This window comes from Microbacterium sp. Root180, from assembly GCF_001428485.1.
GTDB lineage: Bacteria > Actinomycetota > Actinomycetes > Actinomycetales > Microbacteriaceae > Microbacterium.
Genome location: NZ_LMHS01000001.1, coordinates 383,713 through 408,284, shown reverse-complemented (window position 1 = coordinate 408,284; position 24,572 = coordinate 383,713). Strand labels below are relative to the sequence as shown.

Genomic DNA, 24,572 nt, shown 5'->3' with positions numbered 1-24,572 from the left:
ATAGGATTGTCGCGTCCTTGTCCCCTGCCCGCGGATCGCGTGACGCGCCACGCCGGGTGCCCGAGCCGAGATCACGCACATGACCCCGACACCCCCGAGCCCCGCCGACAAGCGTGCGAGCGGAAACCCCGCGAAGCAGGCCGAGATCAACCTCACCGTCAAGCAGCAGCGCGAGCAGAAGCGCCAGGAGAAGCTGGCCGAGTACCAGAGGCAGCTGGCCAAGCGCCGCCGCAGCAAGCTCGTGTGGTGGGTGGTCGGCATCACCGCCGCCGTCGTCATCGTCGGCCTCATCGTCGCGTCGGTCGTGTTCGCACCGGCGCCGCCGCAGGAGTACACGCCCGGCGGCGAGGGCGCCGACATCGAGGGTGTCCAGACGTACGAGAACGAGACCCAGCATGTCGAGGGCACCGTCGAGTACGAGCAGTCGCCGCCTGCCGGCGGCCCGCACAACGCGGTCTGGCTCAACTGCGGCATCTACGACCAGCAGGTGCCGAACGAGAACGCCGTCCACTCGCTGGAGCACGGCGCCGTGTGGGTCACCTACAACCCCGACGACATCTCGGGTGACGAGCTCGCGACACTCGAGAGCCAGCTGCCCTCGAGCTATGTGGTCCTCTCCCCCTACGAGGGCCTGGACGCGCCCATCGCGGTGACGAACTGGAACCACCAGCTCAAGGTCGACTCGGCCGACGACGAGCGCATCTCCCAGTTCCTCGAGGAGTACTGGCGCAGCGCCGACGTGCCCGAGCCCGGCGCCGCGTGCACCGGCGCGCTGGACGCACCCGGCAAGCGCTGAGCAGGCCATGACCGACGAGCCGATCCCGCCGTCGCCCGCCCGGCGCTGGTGGGTGGTCGCGCTCGTGCTGCTCGCGGTCGCCGCACTCGCTTTCGCGATCGGCCGCTTCTCGACCTTCGGCGCCCAGAGTCAGGGCAGCGCGCCTACGACGACGTCGCCCGAGGCCGGATTCTCCCGCGACATGCAAGTGCACCACGCGCAGGCCATCCAGATGGCGATGGAGATCTACCGCAAGACCGACGACCCCGAACTGCGCGTGCTCGCCTACGACATCGCGACCGGTCAGGCTGCCCAGCGCGGTGAGATGTACGACTGGCTCGTGAAGTGGGGCCTCTCGCAGAGCGGCGAGCCGATGATGTCGTGGATGAGCGGGTCGGACGCCGGCCATGCCCACGGCGGCGCGGCCGACGAGCCGATGACCGCCGAGGAGGCGCACGAGGCGATGGGCATGGCGACCGACGCGGAGCTCGCCGCGCTCGAGGCCGCGACCGGCCAGGAGGCCGACTGCCTCTTCCTCGAGCTCATGATCCGCCACCACGAGGGGGCGGTCCCGATGGCGGAGGCGCTCCTCGAGCTGGGCTCCGAGCCGCGCGCGCTGCAGGTCGCGCAGGCCATCAAGGACGGTCAGACCGCCGAGATCGATGCCATGGAGTCGATGCAGGCCCGCCTCAGCTGCGGCTGACCCCGACACGACACCGGCCCGCGGGCAACCTCGCGCGGACACGACGACGGCGCGGCGCCCGGGCCCCCCGGACGTGCGCCGCGCCGTGTCGCGTCTTGTCAGCCCTTCGTCGCGCCGGCCAGGAGCCCTCGCACGAAGAACCGCTGCAGGGCGAAGAAGACGATCAGCGGGAACAGGATCGTCAGGAACGTTCCCGCCGCCTGCAGGAACCACTGGTTGCCCCACGTCCCGGACAGCGAGGCCAGGGACTGCGTCATCGGCAACGATGACGACGGCGCGAAGATCGTCGCCACCAGCAGGTCGTTCCACACCCAGATGAACTGGAGCACTGCGTAGGACGCGAGCGCAGGAGCCGCCAGCGGGATGATGATCCGGAAGAAGATCTGCCCGTGTCCGGCCCCGTCCACCCGTGCCGCCTCGATCACCTCGTGCGGGATCTCCGCGATGAAGTTGTGCAGCAGGAAGACGGCGAGCGGGATCGCGAAGATCGTGTGGGCGATCCAGATCGTGGCGAAGCTGCGATCGACATCACTCATGTCGAGCCCCGGGAAGATCGTCACCCCGTTGATCGTGAGTCCGCGCGAGAACAGGCTGAGCAAGGGCACCAGCGCCATCTGGAGCGGCACGATCTGCAGAGCGAAGACCGCGACGAACAGGATGCTCTTGCCCTTGAAGTCGATCCACGCGAACGCGTAGGCGAGCATCGAGGCGACCGCCATCGCGAAGAACGCGACGGGGATCGTGATCGCGAGCGAGTTGACGAACGACTCCGCCAGGGTGAGCGTCGTGCCACCGGCCGTGAGAGCCGCCTCGTAGTTGTCGAGGGTGAACTCCGGATCGGTGAAGACCGTCCACCAGCCAGTCGACTGCACGTCGGCGGGCGGACGGAACGACGTGATCAGCAGACCGAGCGTCGGAATCGTCCAGAAGAACGCGATCACGATCGCCGCGATCGTCGCCCCCTTGGACGACAGCCGCTTCTGGGCGAGCTTCTCGTGCTTGGCCGTCTCGCGAGCGACCTGGCGAGCCGTGGGTGCATCCGGATTCGGCTCGATGACCTCCACTCCGACAGTCATCGGATCTCCCTCTGCTTCCTGATCTGCACGACGTTGAACACGATCAACGGGACGACGAAGAGGAACAGCACCACGGCCAGCGCCGCGGAGTGCCCATAGCTCTGGAACCGCTGCTGCTGATTCACCATCTCGAACGCGAGCACGCTCGTGTCGTTGCGGCCACCGGTCATCACCGCGACGATGTCGTAGATCTTCAGTGCGCCGATGGCGATGGTCGTGAAGACCACGACGATCGACGAGCGGATGCCGGGAACCGTCACGTTGCGGAACCGCTGCCAGGCGCTCGCGCCATCCAGTGCGGCCGCTTCGATCTGCTCCGTCGGCACCGCCTTGACCGCCGCCGAGAGGATGACCATCGCGAGGCCGGTCTGGCTCCAGATGAACACCGCCAGCAGCAGCAGCGTGTTGATCAGCGGCGTGATCGTGAGCCACGGGACCGGCGGTAGGCCGACGGCAGTGACGATCGCGTTGAGCAGGCCGATCTGGTCGCCCTGCCGGTAGTCGTACATGAAGCCCCAGATGATGCCGGCGCCGACGAACGAGATCGCGAACGGCATGAAGATCAGGATCTTCAGCGCCTTCTCACCCCGGGCCCGGTCGATGAAGACCGCGTACGCGAGACCGATGACCGTCGCGAAGGTCGGGGCCACGAGCACCCAGATGATCGAGTTGATCACCGACCAGAACCCCTGCGGGTTGGTGAAGACCCACACGTAGTTCTCCATGCCGACGAAGTCCTTGCCGGACTTGTCGAAGAACGACTGGATGAAGGTCGAGATCGCCGGGTAGACCAGGCCGATCAGGAGCAGGATCGCCGCGGGTGCCGTGAACAGGATCAGCTGGTAGAGGAATCCCGCGCCCTCGCGTGCGCGGTAATCGACCCAGAACAGCAGCGCCCCGAGGACCACGGCGATGGCCAGGACGTAGATCACCGCGTTCTGATAGGGGCGCAGCAGCATGAAGGCGATCACCGGGAGCAGGAAGCAGGTCGCCAGACGCAGCCAGAAGTAGAAGGTCCCCTTGCGCGGCGCGTACTCGATCAGGAGGAGGACCAGCCCGACCACCGCGAAGAACACGAGGAGGACGACGGGGATCTGCAGGATCGGGTTGAGGTCGCCCAGCCAGCGGAAGAAGCTGTTGAACGAGAAGCCGATCGTGGTGGGCCGCGTCTCTGTGGGAGGCCGCGTCACCATGAAGAGGAACAGCGCCGCCACGAGGATGAAGCCGATCGTGGCGACGATGATCGTGAGGCGGCGCCTCTTGGAGAGGCCTGCCTCCTTCTCATCTGAATAGTCGGTGCCGGTGCGAGCGGAGTCCGTCGCTTCTGACACTTTCGTCGTGTCGGTCATGGATGCCTTCCGAGTGCTTCTTCGGACTGGGATGGAATCAGGGTCGGGCACGCGTGAGTGCCGACGGGCCGCTCGCGTCGGCGAGCGGCCCGCCTCCCTCTGAGCCTGAACTCAGTCGTCGTATCCGGCCTGGATGTCACTCAGCACGGTCGCGGTGTCCTTGCCGTCGATCCAGTCGACCATGCCGCGCCAGAACGAACCGGCGCCGACGGTGGACGGCATGAGGTCGGACGCGTCGAAGCGGACCGTGGTGTTCGGGTCCTGCAGCAGCGTCATGGCCTCGGTGAGGAACTCGCTCGAGGCGAGGCTCGGGTCGGCGTTCAGGTTGGCGGAGATGTTGCCGCCGAGACCGACACGGAAGTCGGCCCACTCGGGAGTCGACATGTACTCGAGAACAGCCTGCGTGGCCGCGTCGTCCGAGAACGCCGTGACGAACTCGCCACCGACCTCGATGGTCGCCGCGCCCGCCTCGTAGCCGGGGAGGACGAAGGCGTACACGTCGCCGTCAGGTGCGACGTCCGGCGTCGCGCCGTCCGCCGTCTGCACGTCGAGGAAGTTCGCCGACAGGAACGAGGCCTGGTGCGTCATCGGGCAGCTGCCGTCGGCGACCTTGGCCGCGACATCCGCGAACGCCGTCGAGTTGATGCTCGCGACGTCGCCGTAGCCGGCGTTGACCCACTCGGTGTTCAGCAGGATCTCGCCGACCGCGTCGAATGCGTCCGCGATCTCGGGGTCGGTGAACTTGACCTCGTTGGCCACCCACTGGTCGTAGACCTCGGGGCCGGACTGACGCAGGACGAGGTCCTCGATCCAGTCGGTACCCGGCCAGCCGGACGCCGCCTCGGACTCGAAGCCGGCGCACCACGACGGGCCACCGGTGGCGTCGGCGATCGTCGCCGAAACCTCGAGCAGTTCGTCCCAGGTCGTCGGGACCTCGACGCCCCATTCCTCGAAGCTCGCCGGCGAGTACCAGACGTAGCCCTTGATGTTCGCGAGCATGGGTGCGGCGTAGAACACGTCGTCGACGGTGCCGTAGGCCTTCCAGTCGGGCGACCAGTTCGCATCGACGTTGGACTCGACCTCGGCCGGGGCCTCTTTCACCTCGCCGGTTCCGACGAGCGTCTTGAGCAGGCCGGGCTGGGGGACGATCGCGATGTCGGGGGCGTCGCCGCCCTGGACCTTGGTGACGATGTTGCCCTCGAACGCCTTGTCACCGGTGTACTCGACGATGACGCCGGTCTCCTCGGTGAACGCGTCGAACGACTTCTGCATGTTCTCGGCTTCGATGCCGGTGATGCCGCCCGAGATGCTGACGGTCTCACCTTCGATGTTGCCGTCGTCGCCTTCGTCGCCGCCGCCTTCGGCGCAGCCCGCGAGAGCGAGTGCCGCGATGGCGGTCGCTCCGACCGCGGCCAGCATGCGCCGGCGGGATCGCATTGCAGTCATTAGTGCCTCCTCATTGAGTTCCGCAGAGCGGGTCGAAAACCTGGGCTCCGCTGCAGGAACATAGGGAACCGATTCCATGCTCACGCTAGGGGATGGACGGTTTCGACACAATCACGGTTGATCACAACTCGATAAATACGCGAGCGGAGGTGGAAATCCGCGGGATAGAACGGCACAATGAGCCCGGAACCGGTTCCACATATCGCACCGATGCGAGGGATGCGCCGGACTGCCGAGGAGGGCTGCATGGCGGGCATCGCCGACGTCGCTCGCTCCGCCGGCGTGTCCAAGTCGACGGCGAGCCGCGCGCTCACCGGCGCCGGCTACGTCTCCGACGCGACGCGGGCGCGGGTGCAGGATGCCGCAGCTGCCCTGGGCTACGTCCCCACCACGAGTGCGGTCAGCCTCGTCACCGGCCGCACCCAGACCATCGGGGTCGTCATGCCCACCTTCGACCGCTGGTTCTTCGCGCACGTCCTCGAGGGCATCCAGGACGCGCTGCTCGAGCGTCGCTACGACCTCGCGCTCTACAGCGCTCCCCCCGAGTCCGACGCCCGGCGAGAGATGTTCGAGCACTTCCTCGCCCGCAAGCGGTTCGACGGACTGATCGCGGTGGGCATCGAGCCGAGCGCGCACGAGCTCGAGCGTCTCGTCGAGTTCGGCAAGCCGGTCGTGAGCGTCGGCGGGTACGACGTCGGCACCAACGCCGTCTCGATCGACGACCGCGCAGCCGGCCGCATAGCCACCGACCACCTCCTGGGACTGGGGCACCGGTCGATCACCTTCGTCGGCGGCGACCCCGACGGTCGGCGCACCAGCTACGGGGATCAGCAGCGCCTGGACGGCTACCTCACCGCCATGCGCGACGCCGGGCTCGAGGCATCCGCGGTCCACGTCTCATCGGAGGTGTCGATGCCCGGAGGGTACGGAGCGGCCGTCGAGCTGCTCGGCGATCGGCGCACGCGGCCGACCGCCATCGTGGGCGTGTGCGACGAAGTCGCCGTCGGGGCGATCATCGCAGCCCGGCGGCTCGGCATCCGAGTCCCCGATCAGCTGAGCGTCGTCGGCATCGACGATCACGCGTACGCCGAGATGTTCTCCCTCACGACGCTGCAGCAGAAGCCGCATCAGCAGGGCCGCGCGGCCGTGCAGCTGCTGCTGTGGCAGCTGGACGATCCGGATGCCCCGACCCACCGCATCTATGAGGCCTCGCCCCTCCTCGTGCGCAGTTCGACCGCGGCGATCGACGATGCGGCCTCGGCGATCGTGGGCGTCGGGCGCTGATCCGCACCACGGAACGACGAAGGCCCCGGATGCCGAAGCATCCGAGGCCCGCGTGCACCAGCAGAGCTGGCGGGAATTACTTGAGGGTGACGGTCGCGCCGGCCTCTTCGAGAGCGGCCTTGGCCTTCTCGGCGGCCTCCTTGTTGGCGCCCTCGAGGACGGCCTTGGGGGCACCGTCGACGACGGCCTTGGCCTCGCCGAGACCCAGCGAGGTGAGCTCGCGGACGGTCTTGATGACCTGGATCTTCTTGTCGCCGGCAGCCTCGAGGATGACGTCGAACGAGTCCTTCTCCTCCTCGGCAGCGGCCTCGGCACCCGCGCCACCGGCGCCGGCAACGGCGACGGGAGCAGCAGCGGTGACGTCGAACTTCTCCTCGAACGCCTTCACGAACTCGCTGAGCTCGACAAGGGTCAGGTCGGCGAACTGCTGAAGCAGTTCCTCAGTGGTGAGCTTCGCCATGATGTATCTCCTAGATAGATGGGGTTGTGAGAAGAGATCGCCGGACGCTTACGCGGCCTCGGCGGTCTCGAGCTTTTCGCGAAGCGCGTCGATGGTCGCGGCAGCCTTGCCCATCGTCGCCTTCATCATGCCCGCAGCCTTCGCCAGCAGAACCTCGCGGCTCTCGAGCGAGGCGTACTTGTTGACCTCGTCGGCGGTGAGGGAGTTGCCCTCGAAAACGCCGCCCTTGATCACGAGAAGCGGGTTGGCCTTGGCGAAGTCACGCAGAGCCTTCGCGGTGGCGACGAAGTCGCCGTGCACGAATGCGATGGCCGACGGACCCTTGAGGTCGTCGTCCAGCGACGAGATCCCCGCGTTGTTCGCGGCGATCTTGGTCAGCGTGTTCTTCACCACGGCGTATTCCGCGTCCTGACGGATGCTGTTGCGCAGCTGCTTGAGCTGGGCAACCGTCAGACCGCGGTACTCGGTCAGCAGAACGGCGTTCGAGTCCTCGAAGTTCTTCGTGAGCTCGGCAACCGATGCGTCCTTCTGCGCCATGGTCACTCCTTGTGTGTGTGAGACGCTCCACGGTGGCGGGGCGTCGACCTCGACATCCGCTCATCTGCTCTCGTCACGGCAAAGAAAAAAGCTCCGGCGCAAGCGCACGGAGCGGGATTCGGGAGAATCTTTCGTGACACCTGCGCGGGCCTCTGCAAATGCAGTGCTTCGATCCCCTGCGCTTGCGCGCATGGCGATGACCGGCGGTCTTCGGTTGCCACGAGTCTACGTGATGCCCCGACCCCGGCCAAATCGACGCCGGCCTACGCCGTGATGAAGTCGCGATACCGGTCGAGCGCGGCGGCGACCTCTTCCGCGGACGCGGCGCCCTCGGTGAAGAGCTCGGGGATCGGGTCGTCCGCGTGGCGCCCCACGGCGAGCGAGTGGGTCCAGACGCCGATGGCCTCTCCGCGGGCGACGATGATCGGTCGCACGATCCCGTTCATGCTCGGGCCGATCGCCCGCAGGAACTCAGGGGCGCACGGGACCGTCCGGTCGACGTACGACAGGTAGTACTCCTCGAACGGCGGGAGGGCGACGACGTCGGGGGCCGCCGGCGACCGGCGCGGCGCCGGGGCGACGACGTACTGCGGCTCGGGCTCGTCGCCCACGATGGTGAGGCGCTCGGATGCCTGCTCCGCGGCCGCGCGCGACACCCCCAGCGGGAGCCCGGACCACCACGCGAAGTCGCGGGCCCCGGCCGGGCCGTGGGAGGCGACGTACCGGACGAAGAACTCGGCGAGCGGATCGGCGGGGGACGCGGCATCCGTCACCCATTCGTCGGCGAGGACGATGTACTGCTCGCGCGTGGGGCCGGCATCGCGAGGCACCACCGGTCCCTGGCACACCACGACACGCAGCGAGAGCGCGACGAGCAGGTGGTAGCCGCGCTGATGCGCCGTGCTGACGCCGCCGGCCTCGAGCACGGCGAACAGCTCTTTGCGGGTGAGGCGGTTGCCTCCCGCGAGGGCCGCGCGGGTGAGGGCCTCGGCGCGGGAGAGCTCGGCCTCGTCGATCGCCTCGGCCCTCCGCACCGCCGCCGCCTGACGCGCCTGCCGCTCCCCCGTGATCGAGAGGACCCAGGCGAGGTCGCGCGCCGGGATGACGTGGATCGTGCCGCGCATCGTCCACGACCGCACGATCTCGCCGCGATCGAACGAGGCGTCCACGTCGCGCACGGTGGTGCGCCCGCGCGTGCGTGCGGCGATCGCCCATCGGCCGCCCCAGAACTCCTGGCCCTGCGTCGCCAGCATGTGCGACGCCGCCTGCGCGACGGTCGCAGCCGGCGCGCTCAGCCGATGCGACCTGAGCCGCTCGCGGCGCACCGTCGCAGCATCCATGCCCCCATCATGCCCGGGGGCTCCGACCTCGGTCACTCGCCAAGACACGCCGGCACGCGGCGCGCGAAGCGGCGTGTCTTGGCGACTCGTCGGCTGAGGAACCGGACGGAGCGGGTCAAGCGAACGGGTTGGCCGTGAGGGTGTACTTGGTCTGGAGGTACTCGTGGATGCCCTCGGCGCCGCCCTCGCGGCCGAGGCCCGACATCTTCCAGCCGCCGAACGGGGCGGCGGCATTGGAGACCACGCCGACGTTGAGGCCCATCATCCCCGTCTCGAGGCGCTCGATCATGCGCTGGCCGCGGGTGAGGGACTCGGTGAAGACGTACGAGACCAGGCCGTACTCGGTGTCGTTGGCGATCGCCACCGCCTCGTCCTCGGTGTCGAACGGCACGATCGCGAGCACCGGTCCGAAGATCTCCTCGCGGAGGATGTCGCTCCCCGGCTGCACGTCGGTGACGACGGTCGGCTCGTAGAACGTGCCCGCCCCGTCGATCTCGTTGCCGCCGGTGCGCACCTGCGCGCCGCGTGAGACGGCGTCGGCCACGAGCGAGGCGGCCTTGTCGACGGCGTCCTGGTTGATGAGGGGGCCGATGGCGACGCCGTCCTCGGTGCCGCGGCCGATCTTCATGCCCTGCACCCGCTCGGTCACCCGGCGCGCGAACTCGTCCGCCACCGACCGCTGCACGATGAAGCGGTTCGCCGCCGTGCAGGCCTGGCCGATGTTGCGGAACTTCGCGAGCATCGCGCCGTCGACGGCCTTGTCGAGGTCGGCGTCCTCGAACACCACGAACGGGGCGTTGCCGCCGAGCTCCATCGACGTGCGCAGCACCCCCTGCGCGGACTGCTCGAGCAGCCGCTGGCCGACGCCGGTCGAGCCCGTGAACGACAGCTTCCGCAGCCGCGGGTCGCGGATGATCGGCTCGGACACCTTGCCCGACGTGGACGTCGTGAAGACGTTGACGACACCCTTCGGGAGTCCGGCGTCCTCGAGCAGCTTCGCGAAGGCGAGCGTGGTCAGAGGGGTCAGCTCTGCCGGCTTGATCACGACCGTGCAGCCCGCGGCGAGCGCCGGCGCGATCTTGCGGGTCGCCATCGCCAGCGGGAAGTTCCACGGCGTGATGAGGAAGCACGGGCCCACCGGATGCTGCGACACGATCATGCGACCGGTGCCCTCGGGGTTCGCGCCGTAGCGGCCCTGCACGCGGGCGGTCTCCTCGCTGAACCAGCGCAGGAACTCACCGCCGTAGCCGACCTCGCCGCGCGCCTCGGCCAGCGGCTTGCCCATCTCGATCGTCATGAGGAGCGCGAAGTCCTCCTTGCGCTCCTGCAGCAGGTCGAAGGCACGGCGCAGGATCTCCGCCCGCTCCCGTGCCGGGGTCGCCGCCCACGCCGGGAACGCGTCGACGGCCGCATCGAGGGCGGCCTTGCCGTCCTCGGGCGACGCGTCCGCGATCTCCTTCACCACGGCACCCGTCGCCGGGTCGTAGACCTTCAGCGTCCGCCCCTCCGCGGCCGCGCGCCACTGGCCGCCGATGAACAGCCCGTCGGGCACAGACGCCAGGAGCTCGGTCTCACGGTTCTCGGTCACGGGGACTCCCTCGTCGGTTCCGGATGCTGCGGCATCCCAGTTCGATGACTTCCGGGGCAATTCTGCCCCGTGCCGGCCGGTCGGCCGATATACACGACGTACACGTACAGGGCTCGGTTCACCCCGCTGGACAGGTTCAGCCCGCGGCGCTCCGGTCGGTCAGCGCCCCCGCGAAGAAGGCGCTCAGCTCGTCGGTCGCGGTCAGCGGCAGGACGGCCGCGACGTACTGGTCGGGACGCACCACGACCACGACGCCGTCGCGGGACAGCTCGCGCTCGCGGAAGATGTCGTCGGTGCTCCACGCGCTCGGCGCGGCGGCGTAGACCTTCTCCCAGTCGATGAGCCCGAGCGGGCCGGTGCGCGGGAGGAAGGCGTCGGGCACGGCCGTGAGGTCGACGTCCTCGAACCGCTGCTGGTAGATCGCCTTGACGTCGAACACGGCGTCGACGTCGGCACCCGGGGGCGTGTGGCGCGCGAACGGCGAAGCCTGCGAGGACGCCCAGTCCGCCCAGGCCGCGAGCGCGGAGTCCTCCCCCGCAGGTGCAGCGTCGGCGAAGGCGTACACACGCCAGCGCCCATCGGCCTTCGCATGGTGTCCGAGGTGCACGACATTGCCGTCGCACACCCGCACGACCTCGACGGACTTGAAGCGCTTGCCGAGGGGGAAGCCCGCCGCGAGGGCCTGGTGCGCAGCATCCGTCACGACCATCGACGGGCCGTACTGCGTCATGAACCCGGAGGGGAACTCGGCGGTGCCGAGGTAGAAGGTCGCGAGCTCCTGCGGGTCGGAGATCTCCTCGGGCTTGCGCGCCATGAGGGACGACCACTCGCGGTCGAAGTCGATGAGCTGCTGCGCGACCGGCTGGCGCTCCGCCGAGTAGGTCTCGAGCAGCGACGCGGGCGCGAGGCCGGTGAGCACGTGGCCGAGCTTCCAGCCGAGGTTGAAGCCGTCCTGCATGGAGACGTTCATGCCCTGCCCGGCCTTGGCGCTGTGCGTGTGACACGCGTCGCCGGTGAGGAAGACGTGCGGCGGCCGGCCGTCGTCGCCGTCGTCGAAGCGGTCGGTCACGCGGTGGCCGACCTCGTACACGCTGTGCCACGCGACCTGCTTCACGTCGATCGTGTAGGGATGCAGGATCTCGTTGGCGCGGCGGATGATCTCCTCGATCGGCGTCTGACGCACCCGGTGGTCGTCGTCCTCCGCGACCTCTCCGAGGTCGATGTACATGCGGCTGAGGTAGCCGCCCTCGCGGGGGATGTGGAGGATGTTGCCCGCCGTCGAGTTGATCGCGCACTTGGTGCGCCAGTCGGGGAAGTCGGTGTTCACGAGCACGTCCATGACGCCCCACGCGTGCGCAGCGAAATCGCCGACGTGCGTGCGCCCGATCGCCTCGCGCACGCCGCTGCGCGCACCGTCGCATCCGGCGACGTACTTCGCGCGCACCGTCCGCTCCTCGCCGGCGCGCTCGCCCGCGGTGTGCCGCAGCCGGACCTCGACCGGATACTCCCCCGCGTCGTGCACGGTGAGACCGACGAACTCGATGCCGTAATCGGGCACGATGCGCCCGGGACCGTGCGCGGCCGCCTCGGCGAAGTAGTCGAGCACGCGCGCCTGGTTGACGATGAGATGGGGGAACTCGCTGATCTTGAACGCGTAGTCCTCGGTGCGGGCGGTGCGCACGATGTCGCGCGGATTCTCGGGATCGGGGCCCCAGAAGTTCATGTAGGCGATGTTGTAGGCCTCGGCGACGATGCGCTCGGCGAAGCCGAAGGCCTGGAAGGTCTCGACACTGCGGGGCTGGATGCCGTCCGCCTGCCCGAGCACGAGCCGGCCGTCGCGGCGCTCGACGATGCGCGTGGTGACGTCGGGGAACTGCGCGAGCTGAGCGGCCAGGAGCATGCCGGCGGGACCCGAGCCGACGATGAGCACGTCCATCTCGTCGGGAAGCTCGGTCGGGCGGTCGATGCCGGTGCCGGCGGCGTCTTGGATGCGCGGCTCGCCCGAGACATAGCCGTAGTGGTGGAACTGCATGCGACTCCTCGTGCGACGTCATCGTTGCGGTAGATTCCATCGTGTTCTATATTCGAACGCGATGTTCTACTATTGAACAGATCGTATACGAAGCGCCCTCCCTCCGCCAGGCCTCCCCTTGCCGAGAACGCGCTTCTGTCCCCGAAAGGGTCCGATTTCATGACACAGGTGCGTTCTCGGCAAGAGCAGCCGGCGTCGCAGACGCTGAGCCGCGGCATCCGGATCCTCGAAGTCCTCGCCGACGCGCGCGAGCCCCTCTCGATCGACGACCTCGCGCGGCGCCTCGACGTGCACCGCTCCGTCGCCTACCGACTGCTGCGCACCCTCGAGGATCACGGGCTCGTCGCGCGCGACGGCACCGGACGCGTCGCCCTCGGCCCGCGGATGGCCGCCCTCGCGGCGGGCGTCGCTCACGACCTCCAGGCCGAGGCCCTGCCCGAGCTCACCGATGTCGCGAACGAGTTCGGAATGACCTGCTTCCTCAGCGTGCTCGACCATGACGAGTGCGTGACCCTCGCGAGCGTCGAGCCCCGGCACGCCGTCGCCTCGGTCGCACAGCGGCCGGGAACGCGGCATCCGGTCACCCGCGGAGCGCCCGGCAAGGCGATCCTCTCGCTCGTTCCCGGCGCGTCCTGGCCGGCGGACGCCGATGCGGGCCTGCGCGAAGAGGTGTCGGATGCCTCCTCCCGCGGCTGGTTCGAGAGCCACGACGAGGTCATCCCCAGCCTGCGGGCGATCGCGGTGCCGCTCGAGCTGCGCGGCCGCGGACCCGCCGCGATCGCGGTGGTCTATCTCGCGAGTCGCCACGAGCCGGCCGAGATCGCGGCACGACTGGCGCGCTCGGCAGCGGTCATCCGCGCGGCGCTCGGCGACTGAGCTCGGCCGTCCGGTGCCCCTCCGGTTCCGTTTGTGCGGGCAATAGCACGGAAGACGGCCCGCTCAGGCGTGCATTCGCCCGCACAAACGGAGCTCGTGATGGCGGGGTCAGGCGTACGACGTCGCGAACGTCATGAGCATCGCGGCAACCCGCTGCGGCACACCAGCGAACGCGGCGGCGCGCCCGTCGGAGGCCATGTACTCCTCCTCGAGCGCGAGGAACGCCGCCTCGTCGCCCTCGGCGCTGACCGCCCAGATGAACTCGTTCGTCTCGGGGATCCCGTACGCGAACTCGATCGCGAACCCGGCGGCCGGACGCACGTGCGGCATCCACTCCTCCCACCAGTCGACGAAGGCCTCGTACTCCCCCTCGACGAGCGTGTACCGGCGCAGCTGAATGGTCCTCATGCCTCCATCCTGCCCTCCCGGGCGGTATGGCATACTCGTGTCGTCCGGCGGGGACGAGCCCGCCGGTGCTCGAAAAATGGGCACGCAGCGCAGACGCGCGAGACACATACGGCCCCGATCCGTTCATCGTCTCGCAGGAGTCCCCTCATGCCGACCGTCTCCGCGCACGTCGCGCTCACCCTCGCCCGTCACATCGACCACGTGTTCGGGGTCATGGGCAACGGCAACGCCTACTTCCTCGACGCCCTCGAGCGCTCGACCGGCGCCGCCTTCACGGCGGTGCGCCACGAGGCGGGCGGCGTCGTCGCCGCCGACGCCTACCACCGCGCCTCGGGGCGCCTGGCGGCGGCCACAGCGACCTACGGCGCCGGCTTCACGAACACCCTGACCGCGCTCGCCGAGGCGGTGCAGGCGCACGTGCCGCTCGTCCTCGTCGTCGGCGACGAGCCCACCTCGGGCCCGCGCCCGTGGGATGTCGACCAGATCGCCCTCGCGTCGGCGGTCGGCGCGCGCACCTACACGGTCGGACGAGCGGATGCCGCCGCCACGACGGTCATCGCGATCGAGCACGCCCTCACCTACCGGGTGCCGACGGTGCTGGCGATCCCCTACGACGTCGCATCACGCGACGCCGGGCCGCTGCCCGAGGCGCCCGCCCCCCGCCTCCCCGCGCCGCTCTCCCCCGCCGGCCCCTTCGCGCGCGGCGCGATCGACGACCTTGCCGCCGCACTGTCGGCGGCGCAGCGCCCGTTCCTGCTCGCGGGTCGCGGTGCGTGGATCTCGGGCGCGGGCGAAGCACTCGGCCAGGTCGCCGACGCGGTCGGCGCGCTGACGGCCTCGACGGCGCTCGGGCGGGGGGTGTTCCCGCGAGCCGAGTACGACCTGGGCGTCACCGGCGGCTTCGGCGCGGAGGGCGCGATGGAACTGGTGCGCGCCGCCGACGTCGCCGTCGTGTTCGGGGCATCGCTGAACCAGTTCACGATGCGCTTCGGCGACCTTTTCGCGCCGGGGACGAAGGTGTTCCAGGTGGACGTCGCGCCGGCAGCCACCCACCCGCACGTGGGAGGGTACGTGCGCGGCGATGCCGCGGTGGTCGCTCGCGAGGTGCTCGCCGCCGTCCGGGCACAGGGCGCTGCGCCCAGTGGGTGGCGCGAAACCGCGGACGTCGCCGCGGCGCGCGCGTACGACCCCGGCGAGGGGCTCGCGCCCGACGGACGCCTCGACCCGCGCTCGGTCGCCGCGCGCATCGGCGAACTCCTCCCCGACGATCGCGTGGTCGTGTCGGACGGCGGGCACTTCATCGGCTGGGCGAACATGTACTGGCCCGTCGCCTCCCCCGATCGGATGATGATGATCGGCACCGCCTTCCAGTCGATCGGGCTCGGATTCCCGTCGGTCGCGGGGGCCGCCCTCGCACAGCCCGACGCGACCGTCGTGCTGACGACCGGCGACGGCGGAGGCCTGATGGCGCTCGCCGATCTCGAGACGGCCGTGCGCGTGGCCGGGGGCCGCGGGATCGCCGTCGTCTGGAACGACGCCGCCTACGGCGCCGAAGTGCACCTGTACGGACTCAAGGGTCTCGCGGAGGATCCGATGCGCATCCCCGAGGTCGACTTCGCCGCGCTCGCCGCCGGCGTCGGGGCCGAGGGCGTCGTCGTCCGGTCGATGGCCGACCTCGATCGCTTGGCCGCGTGGGCGGCGCAGGATGCGGCATCCCGCCCGTTCCTGCTGCTCGACTGCCGCATCTCGGGGGCCGTCGTGGCACCGTACCAGGAGGAGATCATTCGCGTGAACTCCTGAGGAGCCGCCGAGTCGGTGCGGGGGGCGTGGGGCGGCGGGGTCACTCGCCCGTGAAGTCGGGCTTTCGCTTCTGCTGGAACGCCTGGAAACCCTCGCGGTAGTCGGCGGTGGTGCGCAGCGACTCCTGGCCCCGCGCCTCTTCGGCGAGAGCATCCCACAGCCGCTCGCCCCGCAGGCGGGCGATGAGGCGCTTCGACGCGACGAACGCAGCGGTCGGACCGGATGCCGCCACCGCGGCGCGCTCGTCGGTGAAATCGAAGAGGTCCTCGACGGCCATCGCCCGGCTGAACAGCCCCGCAGCCACCGCCTCGGCACCCGACATCAGCTCGCCGGTGTAGATCAGGTCGAGCGCGCGGTGGGCGCCGAGCCGCTCGTAGAGGAGCGCGTGGCCACCCGAGTCGAGCATCGCTCCGAGACTCGCGAACGGCGACCCGATCTTGGCGTCGCCGGCGACGTAGACGACGTCGGTGGCGATCGCGAGACCGAGGCCGACGCCGAGGCACGCGCCGTGCACGGCCGCGAAGGTGGGAGCGGGGAACTCGGCGATGCGCCGCATCAGAGTCTCGACGCCTGCGAGGTACTGCGGGACGTCGTCGGTCAGCGGATCCACACCGGCGATGTCGCGGCCCGCACAGAACGCGCGACCCTCGCCGCGGAGCACGAGCGCCCGCACGCCGGCGTCCTCGGCGGTGCGGTACGCGGCATCCATCTCCCCCAGCGCCCGCAGGGACAGCGCGTTGAGCTTCTCAGGGGCGTCGAGCACGACCTCGGCGACGCCGTCAGCGATGTGCAGCTGGATCATGAGCGGGTCCTCACACGTCGTAGTCGACCACGACGCGGTCGGTCGTGGGGTGCGATTGGCAGGTCAGGATGTAGCCGCGCTCGAGCTCGTCCGGTTCGAGCGCGTAGTTCTCGGTCATGGTGACCGACCCCTCCACGAGCCGGGCGCGGCAGGTTCCGCACACGCCGCCGGCGCACGCGAACGGGGCGTCCGGCCGCACGCGCAGCGCCGCGTTGAGAATCGACTCGTGCGCGGCGACCGGGCTCTCCACGCTCGCCGACTGACCGTCGAGGGTGACCTCGATGCGGTGCACGGGCTCATCTGCCCTCACCTGCACCGCCCGGCCGGACGGCGCTTCGACACGACCGGCCTCACCGGTCGTGAACAGCTCGTAGCGCACGTGCGCGGGATCGACGCCGATGTCGGCCAGGGTGTCGCGGCACAGCTGCACGAGCTCGAACGGCCCGCACAGGAACCACTCGTCGACCGTGTCGGGGAGCACGAGAGCGTCGAGGATGCGTCGCAGGCGCTCCTCGTCGATGCGCCCCGACAGCAGCGGAGCGGCGCGCTGCTCGCGCGAGAGCACGTGGTGCAGCGCCAGGCGCGACGGGTAGCGGTCCTTGAGGTCGGCGAGCTCCTCGAGGAACATCACGTCCGTCGTGGAGCGATTCGTGTAGACGAGGGTGAAGCGGGAGGTCTCCGACCGCGCGAGCACGGTGGCCGCGAGCGCCATCAGCGGGGTGATGCCCGACCCGGCGGCGATGCCGGCGACGTGCATGCCGTCGAGTTCCGCGAGCGAGGACGTGAAGGTGCCCTGCGGGCTCATGACGTCGAGTTCGTCGCCGGGTCGCAGCTCGGTCTGCGCCCACGTCGAGAAGCGGCCCCCCTGATCGCGCTTGATGGCGACGCTGATCGTCCCCGTCCCCGTCGCGGGGTCGGCGCCGGGAGGACGGCACAGCGAGTACGAGCGGCGCACCTCGTGGCCGTCGAGGTGGGTGCGCAGCGCGACGTGCTGGCCGGCGAGGTAGCCGAAATCGTCGTGGAGATCCGCCGGGATCTCGAAGGTCACCTCGATCGCGGCATCCGTGAGCGGCCTGACCTCGGCCACCCGCAGGGTGTGGAACCGGGTGCGCCGACGGCCCGCGGCGGAGGGACCACCGACGGCGCTGGCCAGGAGGGCGTCGGCGACGCGCGCGGCCTCGGCGAGGTCGTGCTCGGCCGTCATCAGTGCACCTTGAAGTGGTCGAAGGGCTCGAGGCACGCGCGGCACTCGTAGAGCGCCTTGCACGACGTCGAGCCGAACCTGGCCAGCTCCTTCGTGTCGAGCGACCCGCACCGCGGGCACTTGACGGCGAGCGCGACGCGGATCGGGCCGACCGCCGCGCGTCCGGTCGGCGGAGCGATGCCGTACGCGCGCAGCTTCTCCTTGCCCGCCTCGCTCATCCAGTCGGTCGTCCACGCGGGCGCGAGCGTGACGCGCACCGCGACCTCGGCGAACCCCGCCTCGGTGAGCGCGAGCAGGAGGTCGTCGCGGATGGCGTCGACGGCCGGGCAGCCGGAGTAGGTGGGCGTGATGGTCACGGTCACCCGTCCCGCCTCGACGGACACGTCCCGCAGCACCCCGAGGTCCTCGATCGTGAGGACCGGCACTTCGGGATCGACCACTGCCGCGGCCACGCGGCGCGCGCGCTCGGTCGCGGAGGTCGTGCGCTCGGTCACCGCGGTCACCACGTCGCCCCCGGATGCTGTCGCGCCAGCACCTGCATCTCGGCGAGCAGGTAGCCGAGCGTCGAGAAGTGCGATCCGCGACGCCCGCCACCGGACGAGGTGAAGCCGGCGGGCCTCTCGATGCCGGCCTCGGCGAAGACCACGTCGATGACCGCGTCGAACGGGTCGCGCAGCGTCGACGGGCGCACGGCGACGCCGTCGAGCCGGTCGATCAACGGCTCGTCGCGGAAGAGCTCGTCGACGTAGGGCCACACGTCGGCGACGGCGCGCAGCATCCGCCCACGCGACTCCGCCGTGCCGCCCGCGAGCCGCAGCGTCCACTGCACGGCGTGATCGCGGTGATACTCGACCTCTTTCACGGACTTCGCGGCGATCGCGGCCAGCGTCTCGTCGGACGAGTGCTGCAGCGAGGTGTACAGCTCGAACTGGTAGACGGATGCCGCCAGCTGGCGGGCGATGGTCTGGGCGAAGTCGCCGTTGGGCTGCTCGAACAGCCATGCGCTGCGGAACTCGGGCTCGTCGCGCCAGTACGCCAGGTCGTCCTCGGTCCGGCCGTCCGCCGTGCCCGCGTAGTGCAGGAGCGAACGGGCGTGGCCGAGGAGGTCGAGGGCGATGTTTCCGAGGGCGACGTCCTCCTCGAGCTCGGGCGCGCGGGCGATCCAGGCGCCGAGCTGCTGCGACAGGATCAGGGCGTCGTCGCCGAGCCAGAGCGCGTATTCGGCGACGTCGGCGGAGGCAGCCGTCCCGCCCACGCCGGCGAGTTCGGCCGAGAGCTCGGTCTCGGCGACGGTGACGTTCCCGTGCGGGGTTTGGGGCGCATCCGGGCCGTCGGGGCGCGCGATGTCCGCCCCAACGGACGAATCGCGCCCCGAACGTGACAGGTCGGTCGTACTCACAGGTGCGGCACTCCCTCGGAGGCCGTGTAGTACACGGCGTGGCGGTAGTTCTTGCCCGCGGGGCTCTCGAAGAAGGCACCCTTCGAATCGGGATCGCTCGTGGTGATGGCGTCGGCGGGCACCACCCACACGCTCGTCCCCTCGCCGCGGCGCGTGTAGAGGTCTCGCGCGTTGCGCAGGGCGAACTCGGCGTCGGGCGCGTGGAGCGAGCCGGCGTGCACGTGACTGAGACCGCGGCTCGCGCGCACGAACACCTCCCACAGCGGCCACGTCTCGCGGGCCGAGGCTCCGGGGGTCGTCATCATGCCACCTGTCCTTCCGCACGCGCGGCCTGCTTGCGCGCGTACTCGGCTGCGGCCTCCCGCACCCACGCGCCGTCCTCGTGCGCGGTGCGCCGGTTGCGCAGTCGCTCGCCGTTCATCGGACCGCGTCCGCGCAGCACCTCGTGGAACTCGGTCCAGTCGATCTCGCTCGTGTGCCAGCGCTTCTCGTCCTCGATCCACCGCAGCTCGGGGTCGGGCAGCGTCACGCCCAGCACCTCGGCCTGTGGAACGAGCATCCCGATGAATCGCTGGCGCAGCTCGTCGTTGGAGAACCGCTTGATCTTCCACGCGGTCGACTGCGCGGAGTTCGGGGACTGGTCATCGGGCGGGCCGAACATCATCAGGCTCGGCCAGTACCAGCGGTTCACGGAATCCTGCGCCATCTCCCGCTGTGCGGGCGTGCCCTGCATGAGCGACAGCAGGATCTCGAAGCCCTGCCGCTGGTGGAAGGACTCCTCCTTGCAGATGCGCACCATCGCGCGGCCGTACGGACCGTAGGAGGCGCGGCACAGCGGCACCTGGTTGCAGATCGCGGCGCCGTCGACGAGCCAGCCGATCGCGCCCATGTCGGCCCACGTGGGCGTCGGATAGTTGAAGATCGACGAATACCGCGCCTTGCCGTCGATGAGCTGCTGCGTCATCTCGTCCCGCGTGATGCCGAGGGTCTGCGCGGCGGAGTAGAGGTAGAGGCCGTGGCCGGCCTCGTCCTGCACCTTGGCCATGAGGATCGCCTTGCGCTTGAGGCTCGGCGCCCGCGTGATCCAGTTCCCCTCGGGCTGCATGCCGATGATCTCGGAGTGCGCGTGCTGCGAGATCTGCCGGATGAGCGTCCGGCGGTAGGCCTCGGGCATCCAGTCGCGCGGCTCGATGCGCTGCTCGGCGGCGATGAGGTCGTCGAACCGCGCCTGCTCGGCGGCCTCGTCGGAGGCTGCCATGACCGGTTCCTGAGCCTGTCGAAGGGCGGGTGCAGTCATCGTCGACTCCTCAATTACAGACCGTTCGTTCAGTAAGTCTACTACGCGGGGCCGGCGGCCGCAGCCCGGCCCCTGTCAGTCGGCCGGATGCGAGCGGTGCGTCGTGAACGACCGGCCGCGGAACTCCGCGACCACGTCGCCGGTCTCGTCGGTCACCGTCACGTCGTACAGCCCGGTGCGTCCCGCCAGCGCGCGCCGGCGGGCATGGGCGGTCAGGGTCTGGCCCGCACCGGTCGCCTTGAGGAACGCGATGTCGGCGCCCGCGGCGACCGTGACGTCGTCGTCCTCGTTGCACGCGATCGCGAACGCCGTGTCGGCGAGCGCGAACACCATGCCGCCGTGGGTGATCGCGAAGCCGTTGGTCATGTCCTCGCGCACGCGCATGGAGACGACGGACTCCCCCGGCTCGTCGCGCTCGACGACCATCCCCAGCGCCGCCGACGCGCGGTCGCGCTGCATCATCGGACGCGGCGAGGTCGTCACGGCGCGACCTCGACGGGCTCCTTGGCCACCAGGGTCAGCACGTCGTACGTGGCCACGAGCTCGTCGTCCTGGTTGCGGATGACCGCGTCCCAGCGCACCTCGCCGTACGCGTCGGTCTCGCGCGGAGTGATCTGCTTCGCCGTGAGCACGACACGGATGTCATCGCCCGGCGACACCGGCGTGACGAAGCGGAGGTTCTCGAGGCCGGAGTTCGCGAGCACGGGGCCGGGGTCCGGGTCGACGAACAGCCCGGCCGCCCACGACACGAGCAGGTAGCCGTGGGCGACGCGGCCCGGGAAGAAGGGGTTGGCGGCCGCCGCCTCCTCGTCCATGTGCGCGTAGAACAGGTCGCCCGTGAAGTTCGCGAAGGTCTCGATGTCCTCGAGCGTCACCCGGCGCGACTCCGAGACGATCTGGTCGCCGATCGCGAGCTCGGCGAGCGACTTGCGGAACGGGTGGCGGCCGGTGCGGGATGCCGCGCCCTGGTGCCACACGCCGGTGAGGGCGGTCAGCATCTCGGGCGAGCCCTGGACGGCCGTGCGCTGCATGTGGTGGAGGACCGCGCGGATGCCGCCGAGCTCCTCGCCGCCGCCCGCCCTTCCCGGTCCGCCGTGCACCAGGTGGGGCACCGGGGCGCCGTGGCCGGTCGACGTGCGGGCGTCGTCGCGGTCGAGGAAGAGGATGCGGCCGTTGTACGCCGCGGTGCGCGAGAGCAGGGTCGCGGCTACGGCGGGATCGTTGGTCGCGACGCTCGTCACGAGCGATCCGCCGCCGAGGCTCACGAGGTCGGCCGCCTCCTCGACGGTGTCGTACGGCAGCACGCTGGCGACCGGCCCGAACGCCTCGACGCGATGCACGGCCGGGGCTGCGGCATCCGTGAACCCGATCAGGATCGGCTCGACGAACGCGCCCTGCTCGGCGACACTCGTCGTGCCGTCGGCGCGCACGACGGCCGGCGCCGCGGTCGATCCCAGCAGCAGCCTGCCGCCTTCGGCTTCGAGTTCGGCGACACTGCGCAGCACCTCGTCGCGCTGCGCGAGCGAGACGAGCGGACCCATCGTCACCGAGGCGGCGTGGGGGTCGCCGAGCACGACGCGCTCCGCGATCTTCGCGCGCAGCGCCTCGACGAGGGCGTCGACCTGCCCGGCCGGCACGATCGCGCGCCGGATCGCGGTGCACTTCTGCCCCGCCTTGGTCGTCATCTCGACGAGGAGCTGCCGCACGTAGGCGTCGAACTCCGGCGTGCCTGGCACGGCGTCGGGGCCGAGCACCGAGGCATTGATCGAGTCGGTCTCATTCGTGAAGCGCACACCGCCGGTCTGCACCGACGCGTGCGAGCGCAGGCTGTCGGCCGTCGAGGCGCTGCCGGTGAATCCGACGATGTCGCCGAGCCGGAGGTGGTCGAACAGTCCCGGCACGCTGCCGCTCACGAGCTGCAGCGATCCGTCGGGGAGCAGGCCGGTCTCGACGAGGATGCGCACCCATGCCTCGGCCACGTAGGCGGTCGGGGTGGCCGGCTTCACGAGGCTCGGCACACCGGCGAGGAAGGCCGGGGCGAACTTCTCGAGCGCGCCCCACATCGGGAAGTTGAAGGCGTTGATCTGCACGGCGACGCCCGGAAGGCGCGTGTAGACATGCCGCCCCAGGAACGACCCGTCCTTCGACAGCACCTCGACCGGCCCGTCGAGGTAGACGCGGCCGTTCGGCAGCTCGCGCCGCCCCTTCGACGAGTAGGTGAACAGCACGCCGATGCCGCCGTCCACGTCGTTGAGCGAGTCGCGCTCCGTCGAACCGGCGCTCTTGGACAGGTCGTAGAGCTCCTGCTTGCGCTCGGTCAGCGCCTGGGCGAACTGCTTGAGCAGCACGGCGCGCTGATGGAAGGTCAGCGCGCCGAGGCTCGCCTGCCCCACCGTGCGGGCGTGCTCGAGGGCGCCCTCGAGGTCGACGCCCGCCGTGCTCACGCGGCACACCGTCTCGCCGGTCGACGCATCGCGCACCACGGCGCCGGTGGACGCATCCGTGGGCGTCCACCACTGGCCGCGGAGGTAGCTGGGGAGGAGATCGGTCACTGGTCGCTCCATTCGTAGAATCCGGCGCCGCTCTTTCGCCCGAGGCGCCCCTCGGCGACCATGCGCCGCAGCAGCTCGGGCGGCGCGAAACGGTCGCCCAGCTTCGCGTGAAGCTCCTCGGCGATGCCCAGCCGCACGTCGAGACCGACGATGTCGGTCGTGCGCAGCGGACCGGTGGGATGCCGGTACCCGAGCTCCATCGCGGCGTCGATGTCGGCGGGCGAGGAGACGCCCTCCTCGACCATGCGGATCGCCTCGAGCGCGAGCGCGACGCCCAGGCGGCTGGACGCGAAGCCGGGCGCGTCGCGCACGACGACGGCCGTCTTGCCGAGCGCGGCCACCCAGTCCCGCGCATCGTCGACGAGCGACGGGTCGGTCGCCGAGCCGATCACGACCTCCACGAGGGTCGACGGCGGCACCGGATTGAAGAAGTGGAGCCCGAGGAAGCGCTCGGGCCGGGCGAGCCCCGCGGCGAGGTCGTCGATCGAGATCGAGGACGTGTTGGTCGCGAGAGCCGCGTCGATGGCGACGGACTCGACCCGCCGCAGTCCCTCGAGCTTGAGCTCGCGATCCTCGGGGACGGCCTCGATCACCAGCGCGCATCCGGCGAACGCCGCGGCATCCGTCGCGATGACGAACGCCTGCGCGAGCTCGTCGACGGTGCGGCCGGTGGATCCGCGCTCCACCGCCTTCTCGAGGCTGGCACGGAGGCGAGCGGATGCCGCGCCCGCCGCGTCGTCGTCGCGTTCGACGACGACGACCTCGGCACCGGCGAGGACGAAGGCGTGAGCGATGCCCGCGCCCATCCGGCCGCCGCCGAGCACGCCGACCCGGGACGGAACGCCGGCGCCGGTCATCGGGCGCGCCGTTCGAGGAAGGCGGTCATGCGGCGGTCCTTCTCGGGGCTCTCGAAGAGCTCGGCCTGCAGTTCGAGCTCGATGCCGGGATGCGCGGCGGCCGGCGCGGCGAGCGCGCGCTTGGTGTGCTGCGTTGCGAGCGGGTCGTTCGCGGCGATGCGATCGACGAGGACGTGCGCGGCGGCGAGGAGGCCGTCGGGCTCGTGCAGCGAGGAGAGCAGACCCCAGGCGACCGCTTCATCGGCGTCGAGGATGCGTCCCGTCAGCAGGAGCTCCGCCGCGCGGGCTTCGCCGACGATCTGCGGCAGGCGCCAGGTGGCACCGGCGGCCGCGATGATGCCGAGCCCGGTCTCGGGATTCCCGATCTTCACGCGGGGCGTGCCGATGCGCAGGTCAGCCGCGTAGGCGAGCTCGGCTCCGCCGCCGAGGGCGTAGCCGTCCACTGCGGCGATCACCGGCATCGGGAGCGCGCGCACCCGCTCGAACGCGTGTGTGTTGATGCCGCGGCGCGCATCGGCGGCGCGGCGCTCCCGCAGCTGCGCGATGTCGGCCCCCGAGGCGAAGACGCCTCCGGATCCGATGAGGATGAGCGTGCGCGGGTTCGCCTCGAGCTCGGCGCACAGCTCGTGCAGGCGGTCGACCATGTCTTGGTCGATCGCGTTGCGCACATCGGGGCGGGCGAGCGTCGCGACGACGCGATCATCACGGCTCTCCACGTGCAGCGAGTCAGTCATCGGCATCCTCTCGATCCGCTCCGTCGCGGCCGCCTCCATATTACCTAACCGAT

The 24,572-nt window shown here is 70.3% G+C and carries 24 protein-coding genes; 5 read left to right on the top strand and 19 right to left on the bottom strand.

All coding sequences use genetic code 11. The annotated features are described in order from the left end of the window. Window positions 1-79 precede the first annotated feature (79 nt). A complete protein-coding gene (locus ASD93_RS01870) occupies window positions 80-796 on the top strand; it encodes a DUF3105 domain-containing protein (protein WP_056118016.1) in 717 nt (238 codons plus the stop codon). A gap of 7 nt (window positions 797-803) precedes the next feature. Then, complete coding sequence (locus tag ASD93_RS01865; RefSeq protein WP_056118015.1) at window positions 804-1,478, top strand: DUF305 domain-containing protein; 675 nt, start codon at window positions 804-806, stop codon at window positions 1,476-1,478. Between the two features lie 98 nt (window positions 1,479-1,576). Here ASD93_RS01865 and ASD93_RS01860 read toward each other — a convergent pair whose 3' ends face one another. The 3 genes from ASD93_RS01860 to ASD93_RS01850 form a co-directional block, all read right to left on the bottom strand. Then, window positions 1,577-2,554, bottom strand: a complete 978-nt coding sequence (locus tag ASD93_RS01860; RefSeq protein ID WP_056118012.1) for a carbohydrate ABC transporter permease — start codon at window positions 2,552-2,554, stop codon at window positions 1,577-1,579. Further along, window positions 2,551-3,903: a carbohydrate ABC transporter permease gene (locus ASD93_RS01855; RefSeq protein ID WP_082569106.1), complete on the bottom strand. Its 1,353-nt coding sequence runs from the start codon at window positions 3,901-3,903 to the stop codon at window positions 2,551-2,553. The genes ASD93_RS01860 and ASD93_RS01855 overlap by 4 nt, the downstream gene beginning before the upstream one ends. A 111-nt stretch (window positions 3,904-4,014) precedes the next feature. After that, window positions 4,015-5,349 carry an ABC transporter substrate-binding protein gene (locus ASD93_RS01850; RefSeq protein ID WP_056118010.1) on the bottom strand — a complete coding sequence of 445 codons (1,335 nt, stop codon included), beginning with the start codon at window positions 5,347-5,349 and terminating at the stop codon, window positions 4,015-4,017. 246 nt (window positions 5,350-5,595) lie between these two features. Between ASD93_RS01850 and ASD93_RS01845 the strand changes: the two genes are divergently transcribed. Next, window positions 5,596-6,633: a LacI family DNA-binding transcriptional regulator gene (locus ASD93_RS01845; RefSeq protein WP_056118008.1), complete on the top strand. Its 1,038-nt coding sequence runs from the start codon at window positions 5,596-5,598 to the stop codon at window positions 6,631-6,633. Window positions 6,634-6,709: 76 nt separating this feature from the next. Here the strand turns inward: ASD93_RS01845 and rplL are convergent, their stop codons facing one another. From rplL to ASD93_RS01820, 5 genes are all read right to left on the bottom strand, one after another. After that, window positions 6,710-7,093: a 50S ribosomal protein L7/L12 gene (rplL, locus tag ASD93_RS01840; RefSeq protein WP_056118007.1), complete on the bottom strand. Its 384-nt coding sequence runs from the start codon at window positions 7,091-7,093 to the stop codon at window positions 6,710-6,712. Between the two features lie 48 nt (window positions 7,094-7,141). Continuing rightward, window positions 7,142-7,630 (bottom strand): 50S ribosomal protein L10, encoded by a 489-nt coding sequence (gene rplJ, locus ASD93_RS01835; protein WP_056118005.1) that lies wholly within the window; start codon window positions 7,628-7,630, stop codon window positions 7,142-7,144. A gap of 263 nt (window positions 7,631-7,893) precedes the next feature. Then, a complete protein-coding gene (locus ASD93_RS01830; protein ID WP_056118003.1) occupies window positions 7,894-8,970 on the bottom strand; it encodes a winged helix DNA-binding domain-containing protein in 1,077 nt (358 codons plus the stop codon). Window positions 8,971-9,085: 115 nt separating this feature from the next. Then, a complete protein-coding gene (locus ASD93_RS01825; RefSeq protein ID WP_056118001.1) occupies window positions 9,086-10,558 on the bottom strand; it encodes an NAD-dependent succinate-semialdehyde dehydrogenase in 1,473 nt (490 codons plus the stop codon). A gap of 136 nt (window positions 10,559-10,694) precedes the next feature. Beyond that, entirely contained in the window at window positions 10,695-12,590 is a 1,896-nt protein-coding gene (locus ASD93_RS01820) for an FAD-dependent monooxygenase (RefSeq protein ID WP_056117999.1), read from the bottom strand. A gap of 159 nt (window positions 12,591-12,749) precedes the next feature. On the opposite strand from ASD93_RS01820, the gene ASD93_RS01815 reads away from it, so the two are divergent. After that, window positions 12,750-13,466: an IclR family transcriptional regulator gene (locus tag ASD93_RS01815; RefSeq protein WP_056117996.1), complete on the top strand. Its 717-nt coding sequence runs from the start codon at window positions 12,750-12,752 to the stop codon at window positions 13,464-13,466. 108 nt (window positions 13,467-13,574) lie between these two features. On the opposite strand, the gene ASD93_RS01810 is transcribed toward ASD93_RS01815, so the two are convergent. Beyond that, window positions 13,575-13,874, bottom strand: coding sequence for a hypothetical protein (locus ASD93_RS01810; protein WP_056117994.1), 300 nt, complete (start codon window positions 13,872-13,874; stop codon window positions 13,575-13,577). Window positions 13,875-14,021: 147 nt separating this feature from the next. On the opposite strand from ASD93_RS01810, the gene ASD93_RS01805 reads away from it, so the two are divergent. Then, window positions 14,022-15,674: a thiamine pyrophosphate-binding protein gene (locus ASD93_RS01805; RefSeq protein WP_056117992.1), complete on the top strand. Its 1,653-nt coding sequence runs from the start codon at window positions 14,022-14,024 to the stop codon at window positions 15,672-15,674. 40 nt (window positions 15,675-15,714) lie between these two features. On the opposite strand, the gene ASD93_RS01800 is transcribed toward ASD93_RS01805, so the two are convergent. The 10 genes from ASD93_RS01800 to ASD93_RS01755 form a co-directional block, all read right to left on the bottom strand. Continuing rightward, window positions 15,715-16,476: an enoyl-CoA hydratase/isomerase family protein gene (locus ASD93_RS01800; RefSeq protein WP_056117991.1), complete on the bottom strand. Its 762-nt coding sequence runs from the start codon at window positions 16,474-16,476 to the stop codon at window positions 15,715-15,717. Window positions 16,477-16,486: 10 nt separating this feature from the next. Next, window positions 16,487-17,680, bottom strand: coding sequence for a 1,2-phenylacetyl-CoA epoxidase subunit PaaE (gene paaE, locus ASD93_RS01795; protein ID WP_082569105.1), 1,194 nt, complete (start codon window positions 17,678-17,680; stop codon window positions 16,487-16,489). Beyond that, window positions 17,680-18,174 carry a 1,2-phenylacetyl-CoA epoxidase subunit PaaD gene (gene paaD / locus ASD93_RS01790; RefSeq protein ID WP_056119069.1) on the bottom strand — a complete coding sequence of 165 codons (495 nt, stop codon included), beginning with the start codon at window positions 18,172-18,174 and terminating at the stop codon, window positions 17,680-17,682. Before paaD ends, paaE begins: the two co-directional genes overlap by 1 nt. A 5-nt stretch (window positions 18,175-18,179) precedes the next feature. Beyond that, window positions 18,180-19,079, bottom strand: coding sequence for a 1,2-phenylacetyl-CoA epoxidase subunit PaaC (gene paaC, locus ASD93_RS01785; protein WP_082569104.1), 900 nt, complete (start codon window positions 19,077-19,079; stop codon window positions 18,180-18,182). Next, window positions 19,076-19,381 (bottom strand): 1,2-phenylacetyl-CoA epoxidase subunit PaaB, encoded by a 306-nt coding sequence (paaB, locus tag ASD93_RS01780; RefSeq protein WP_056119062.1) that lies wholly within the window; start codon window positions 19,379-19,381, stop codon window positions 19,076-19,078. Before paaB ends, paaC begins: the two co-directional genes overlap by 4 nt. Beyond that, window positions 19,381-20,337: a 1,2-phenylacetyl-CoA epoxidase subunit PaaA gene (gene paaA / locus ASD93_RS01775; protein ID WP_056117989.1), complete on the bottom strand. Its 957-nt coding sequence runs from the start codon at window positions 20,335-20,337 to the stop codon at window positions 19,381-19,383. Before paaA ends, paaB begins: the two co-directional genes overlap by 1 nt. Window positions 20,338-20,451: 114 nt before the next feature. Next, window positions 20,452-20,859: a hydroxyphenylacetyl-CoA thioesterase PaaI gene (gene paaI / locus ASD93_RS01770; RefSeq protein ID WP_321163610.1), complete on the bottom strand. Its 408-nt coding sequence runs from the start codon at window positions 20,857-20,859 to the stop codon at window positions 20,452-20,454. After that, complete coding sequence (gene paaZ, locus ASD93_RS01765; protein WP_056117988.1) at window positions 20,856-22,940, bottom strand: phenylacetic acid degradation bifunctional protein PaaZ; 2,085 nt, start codon at window positions 22,938-22,940, stop codon at window positions 20,856-20,858. The genes paaI and paaZ overlap by 4 nt, the downstream gene beginning before the upstream one ends. Continuing rightward, window positions 22,925-23,785, bottom strand: a complete 861-nt coding sequence (locus ASD93_RS01760) for a 3-hydroxyacyl-CoA dehydrogenase family protein (RefSeq protein ID WP_056117986.1) — start codon at window positions 23,783-23,785, stop codon at window positions 22,925-22,927. Before ASD93_RS01760 ends, paaZ begins: the two co-directional genes overlap by 16 nt. Beyond that, window positions 23,782-24,519, bottom strand: a complete 738-nt coding sequence (locus ASD93_RS01755; RefSeq protein ID WP_157536836.1) for an enoyl-CoA hydratase/isomerase family protein — start codon at window positions 24,517-24,519, stop codon at window positions 23,782-23,784. The genes ASD93_RS01760 and ASD93_RS01755 overlap by 4 nt, the downstream gene beginning before the upstream one ends. Window positions 24,520-24,572 lie beyond the last annotated feature (53 nt).

Bases quoted from the DNA above. Each gene is read 5' to 3' on its own strand.
- ASD93_RS01870 (WP_056118016.1), top strand. From the start codon at position 80: ATGACCCCGACACCCCCGAGCCCCGCCGACAAGCGTGCGAGCGGAAAC.
- ASD93_RS01865 (WP_056118015.1), top strand. From the start codon at position 804: ATGACCGACGAGCCGATCCCGCCGTCGCCCGCCCGGCGCTGGTGGGTG.
- ASD93_RS01860 (WP_056118012.1), bottom strand. From the start codon at position 2,554: ATGACTGTCGGAGTGGAGGTCATCGAGCCGAATCCGGATGCACCCACG.
- ASD93_RS01855 (WP_082569106.1), bottom strand. From the start codon at position 3,903: ATGACCGACACGACGAAAGTGTCAGAAGCGACGGACTCCGCTCGCACC.
- ASD93_RS01850 (WP_056118010.1), bottom strand. From the start codon at position 5,349: ATGACTGCAATGCGATCCCGCCGGCGCATGCTGGCCGCGGTCGGAGCG.
- ASD93_RS01845 (WP_056118008.1), top strand. From the start codon at position 5,596: ATGGCGGGCATCGCCGACGTCGCTCGCTCCGCCGGCGTGTCCAAGTCG.
- rplL (WP_056118007.1), bottom strand. From the start codon at position 7,093: ATGGCGAAGCTCACCACTGAGGAACTGCTTCAGCAGTTCGCCGACCTG.
- rplJ (WP_056118005.1), bottom strand. From the start codon at position 7,630: ATGGCGCAGAAGGACGCATCGGTTGCCGAGCTCACGAAGAACTTCGAG.
- ASD93_RS01830 (WP_056118003.1), bottom strand. From the start codon at position 8,970: ATGGATGCTGCGACGGTGCGCCGCGAGCGGCTCAGGTCGCATCGGCTG.
- ASD93_RS01820 (WP_056117999.1), bottom strand. From the start codon at position 12,590: ATGCAGTTCCACCACTACGGCTATGTCTCGGGCGAGCCGCGCATCCAA.
- ASD93_RS01815 (WP_056117996.1), top strand. From the start codon at position 12,750: ATGACACAGGTGCGTTCTCGGCAAGAGCAGCCGGCGTCGCAGACGCTG.
- ASD93_RS01810 (WP_056117994.1), bottom strand. From the start codon at position 13,874: ATGAGGACCATTCAGCTGCGCCGGTACACGCTCGTCGAGGGGGAGTAC.
- ASD93_RS01805 (WP_056117992.1), top strand. From the start codon at position 14,022: ATGCCGACCGTCTCCGCGCACGTCGCGCTCACCCTCGCCCGTCACATC.
- ASD93_RS01800 (WP_056117991.1), bottom strand. From the start codon at position 16,476: ATGATCCAGCTGCACATCGCTGACGGCGTCGCCGAGGTCGTGCTCGAC.
- paaE (WP_082569105.1), bottom strand. From the start codon at position 17,680: ATGACGGCCGAGCACGACCTCGCCGAGGCCGCGCGCGTCGCCGACGCC.
- paaB (WP_056119062.1), bottom strand. From the start codon at position 19,381: ATGACGACCCCCGGAGCCTCGGCCCGCGAGACGTGGCCGCTGTGGGAG.
- paaA (WP_056117989.1), bottom strand. From the start codon at position 20,337: ATGGCAGCCTCCGACGAGGCCGCCGAGCAGGCGCGGTTCGACGACCTC.
- paaZ (WP_056117988.1), bottom strand. From the start codon at position 22,940: ATGGAGCGACCAGTGACCGATCTCCTCCCCAGCTACCTCCGCGGCCAG.
- ASD93_RS01760 (WP_056117986.1), bottom strand. From the start codon at position 23,785: ATGACCGGCGCCGGCGTTCCGTCCCGGGTCGGCGTGCTCGGCGGCGGC.
- ASD93_RS01755 (WP_157536836.1), bottom strand. From the start codon at position 24,519: ATGACTGACTCGCTGCACGTGGAGAGCCGTGATGATCGCGTCGTCGCG.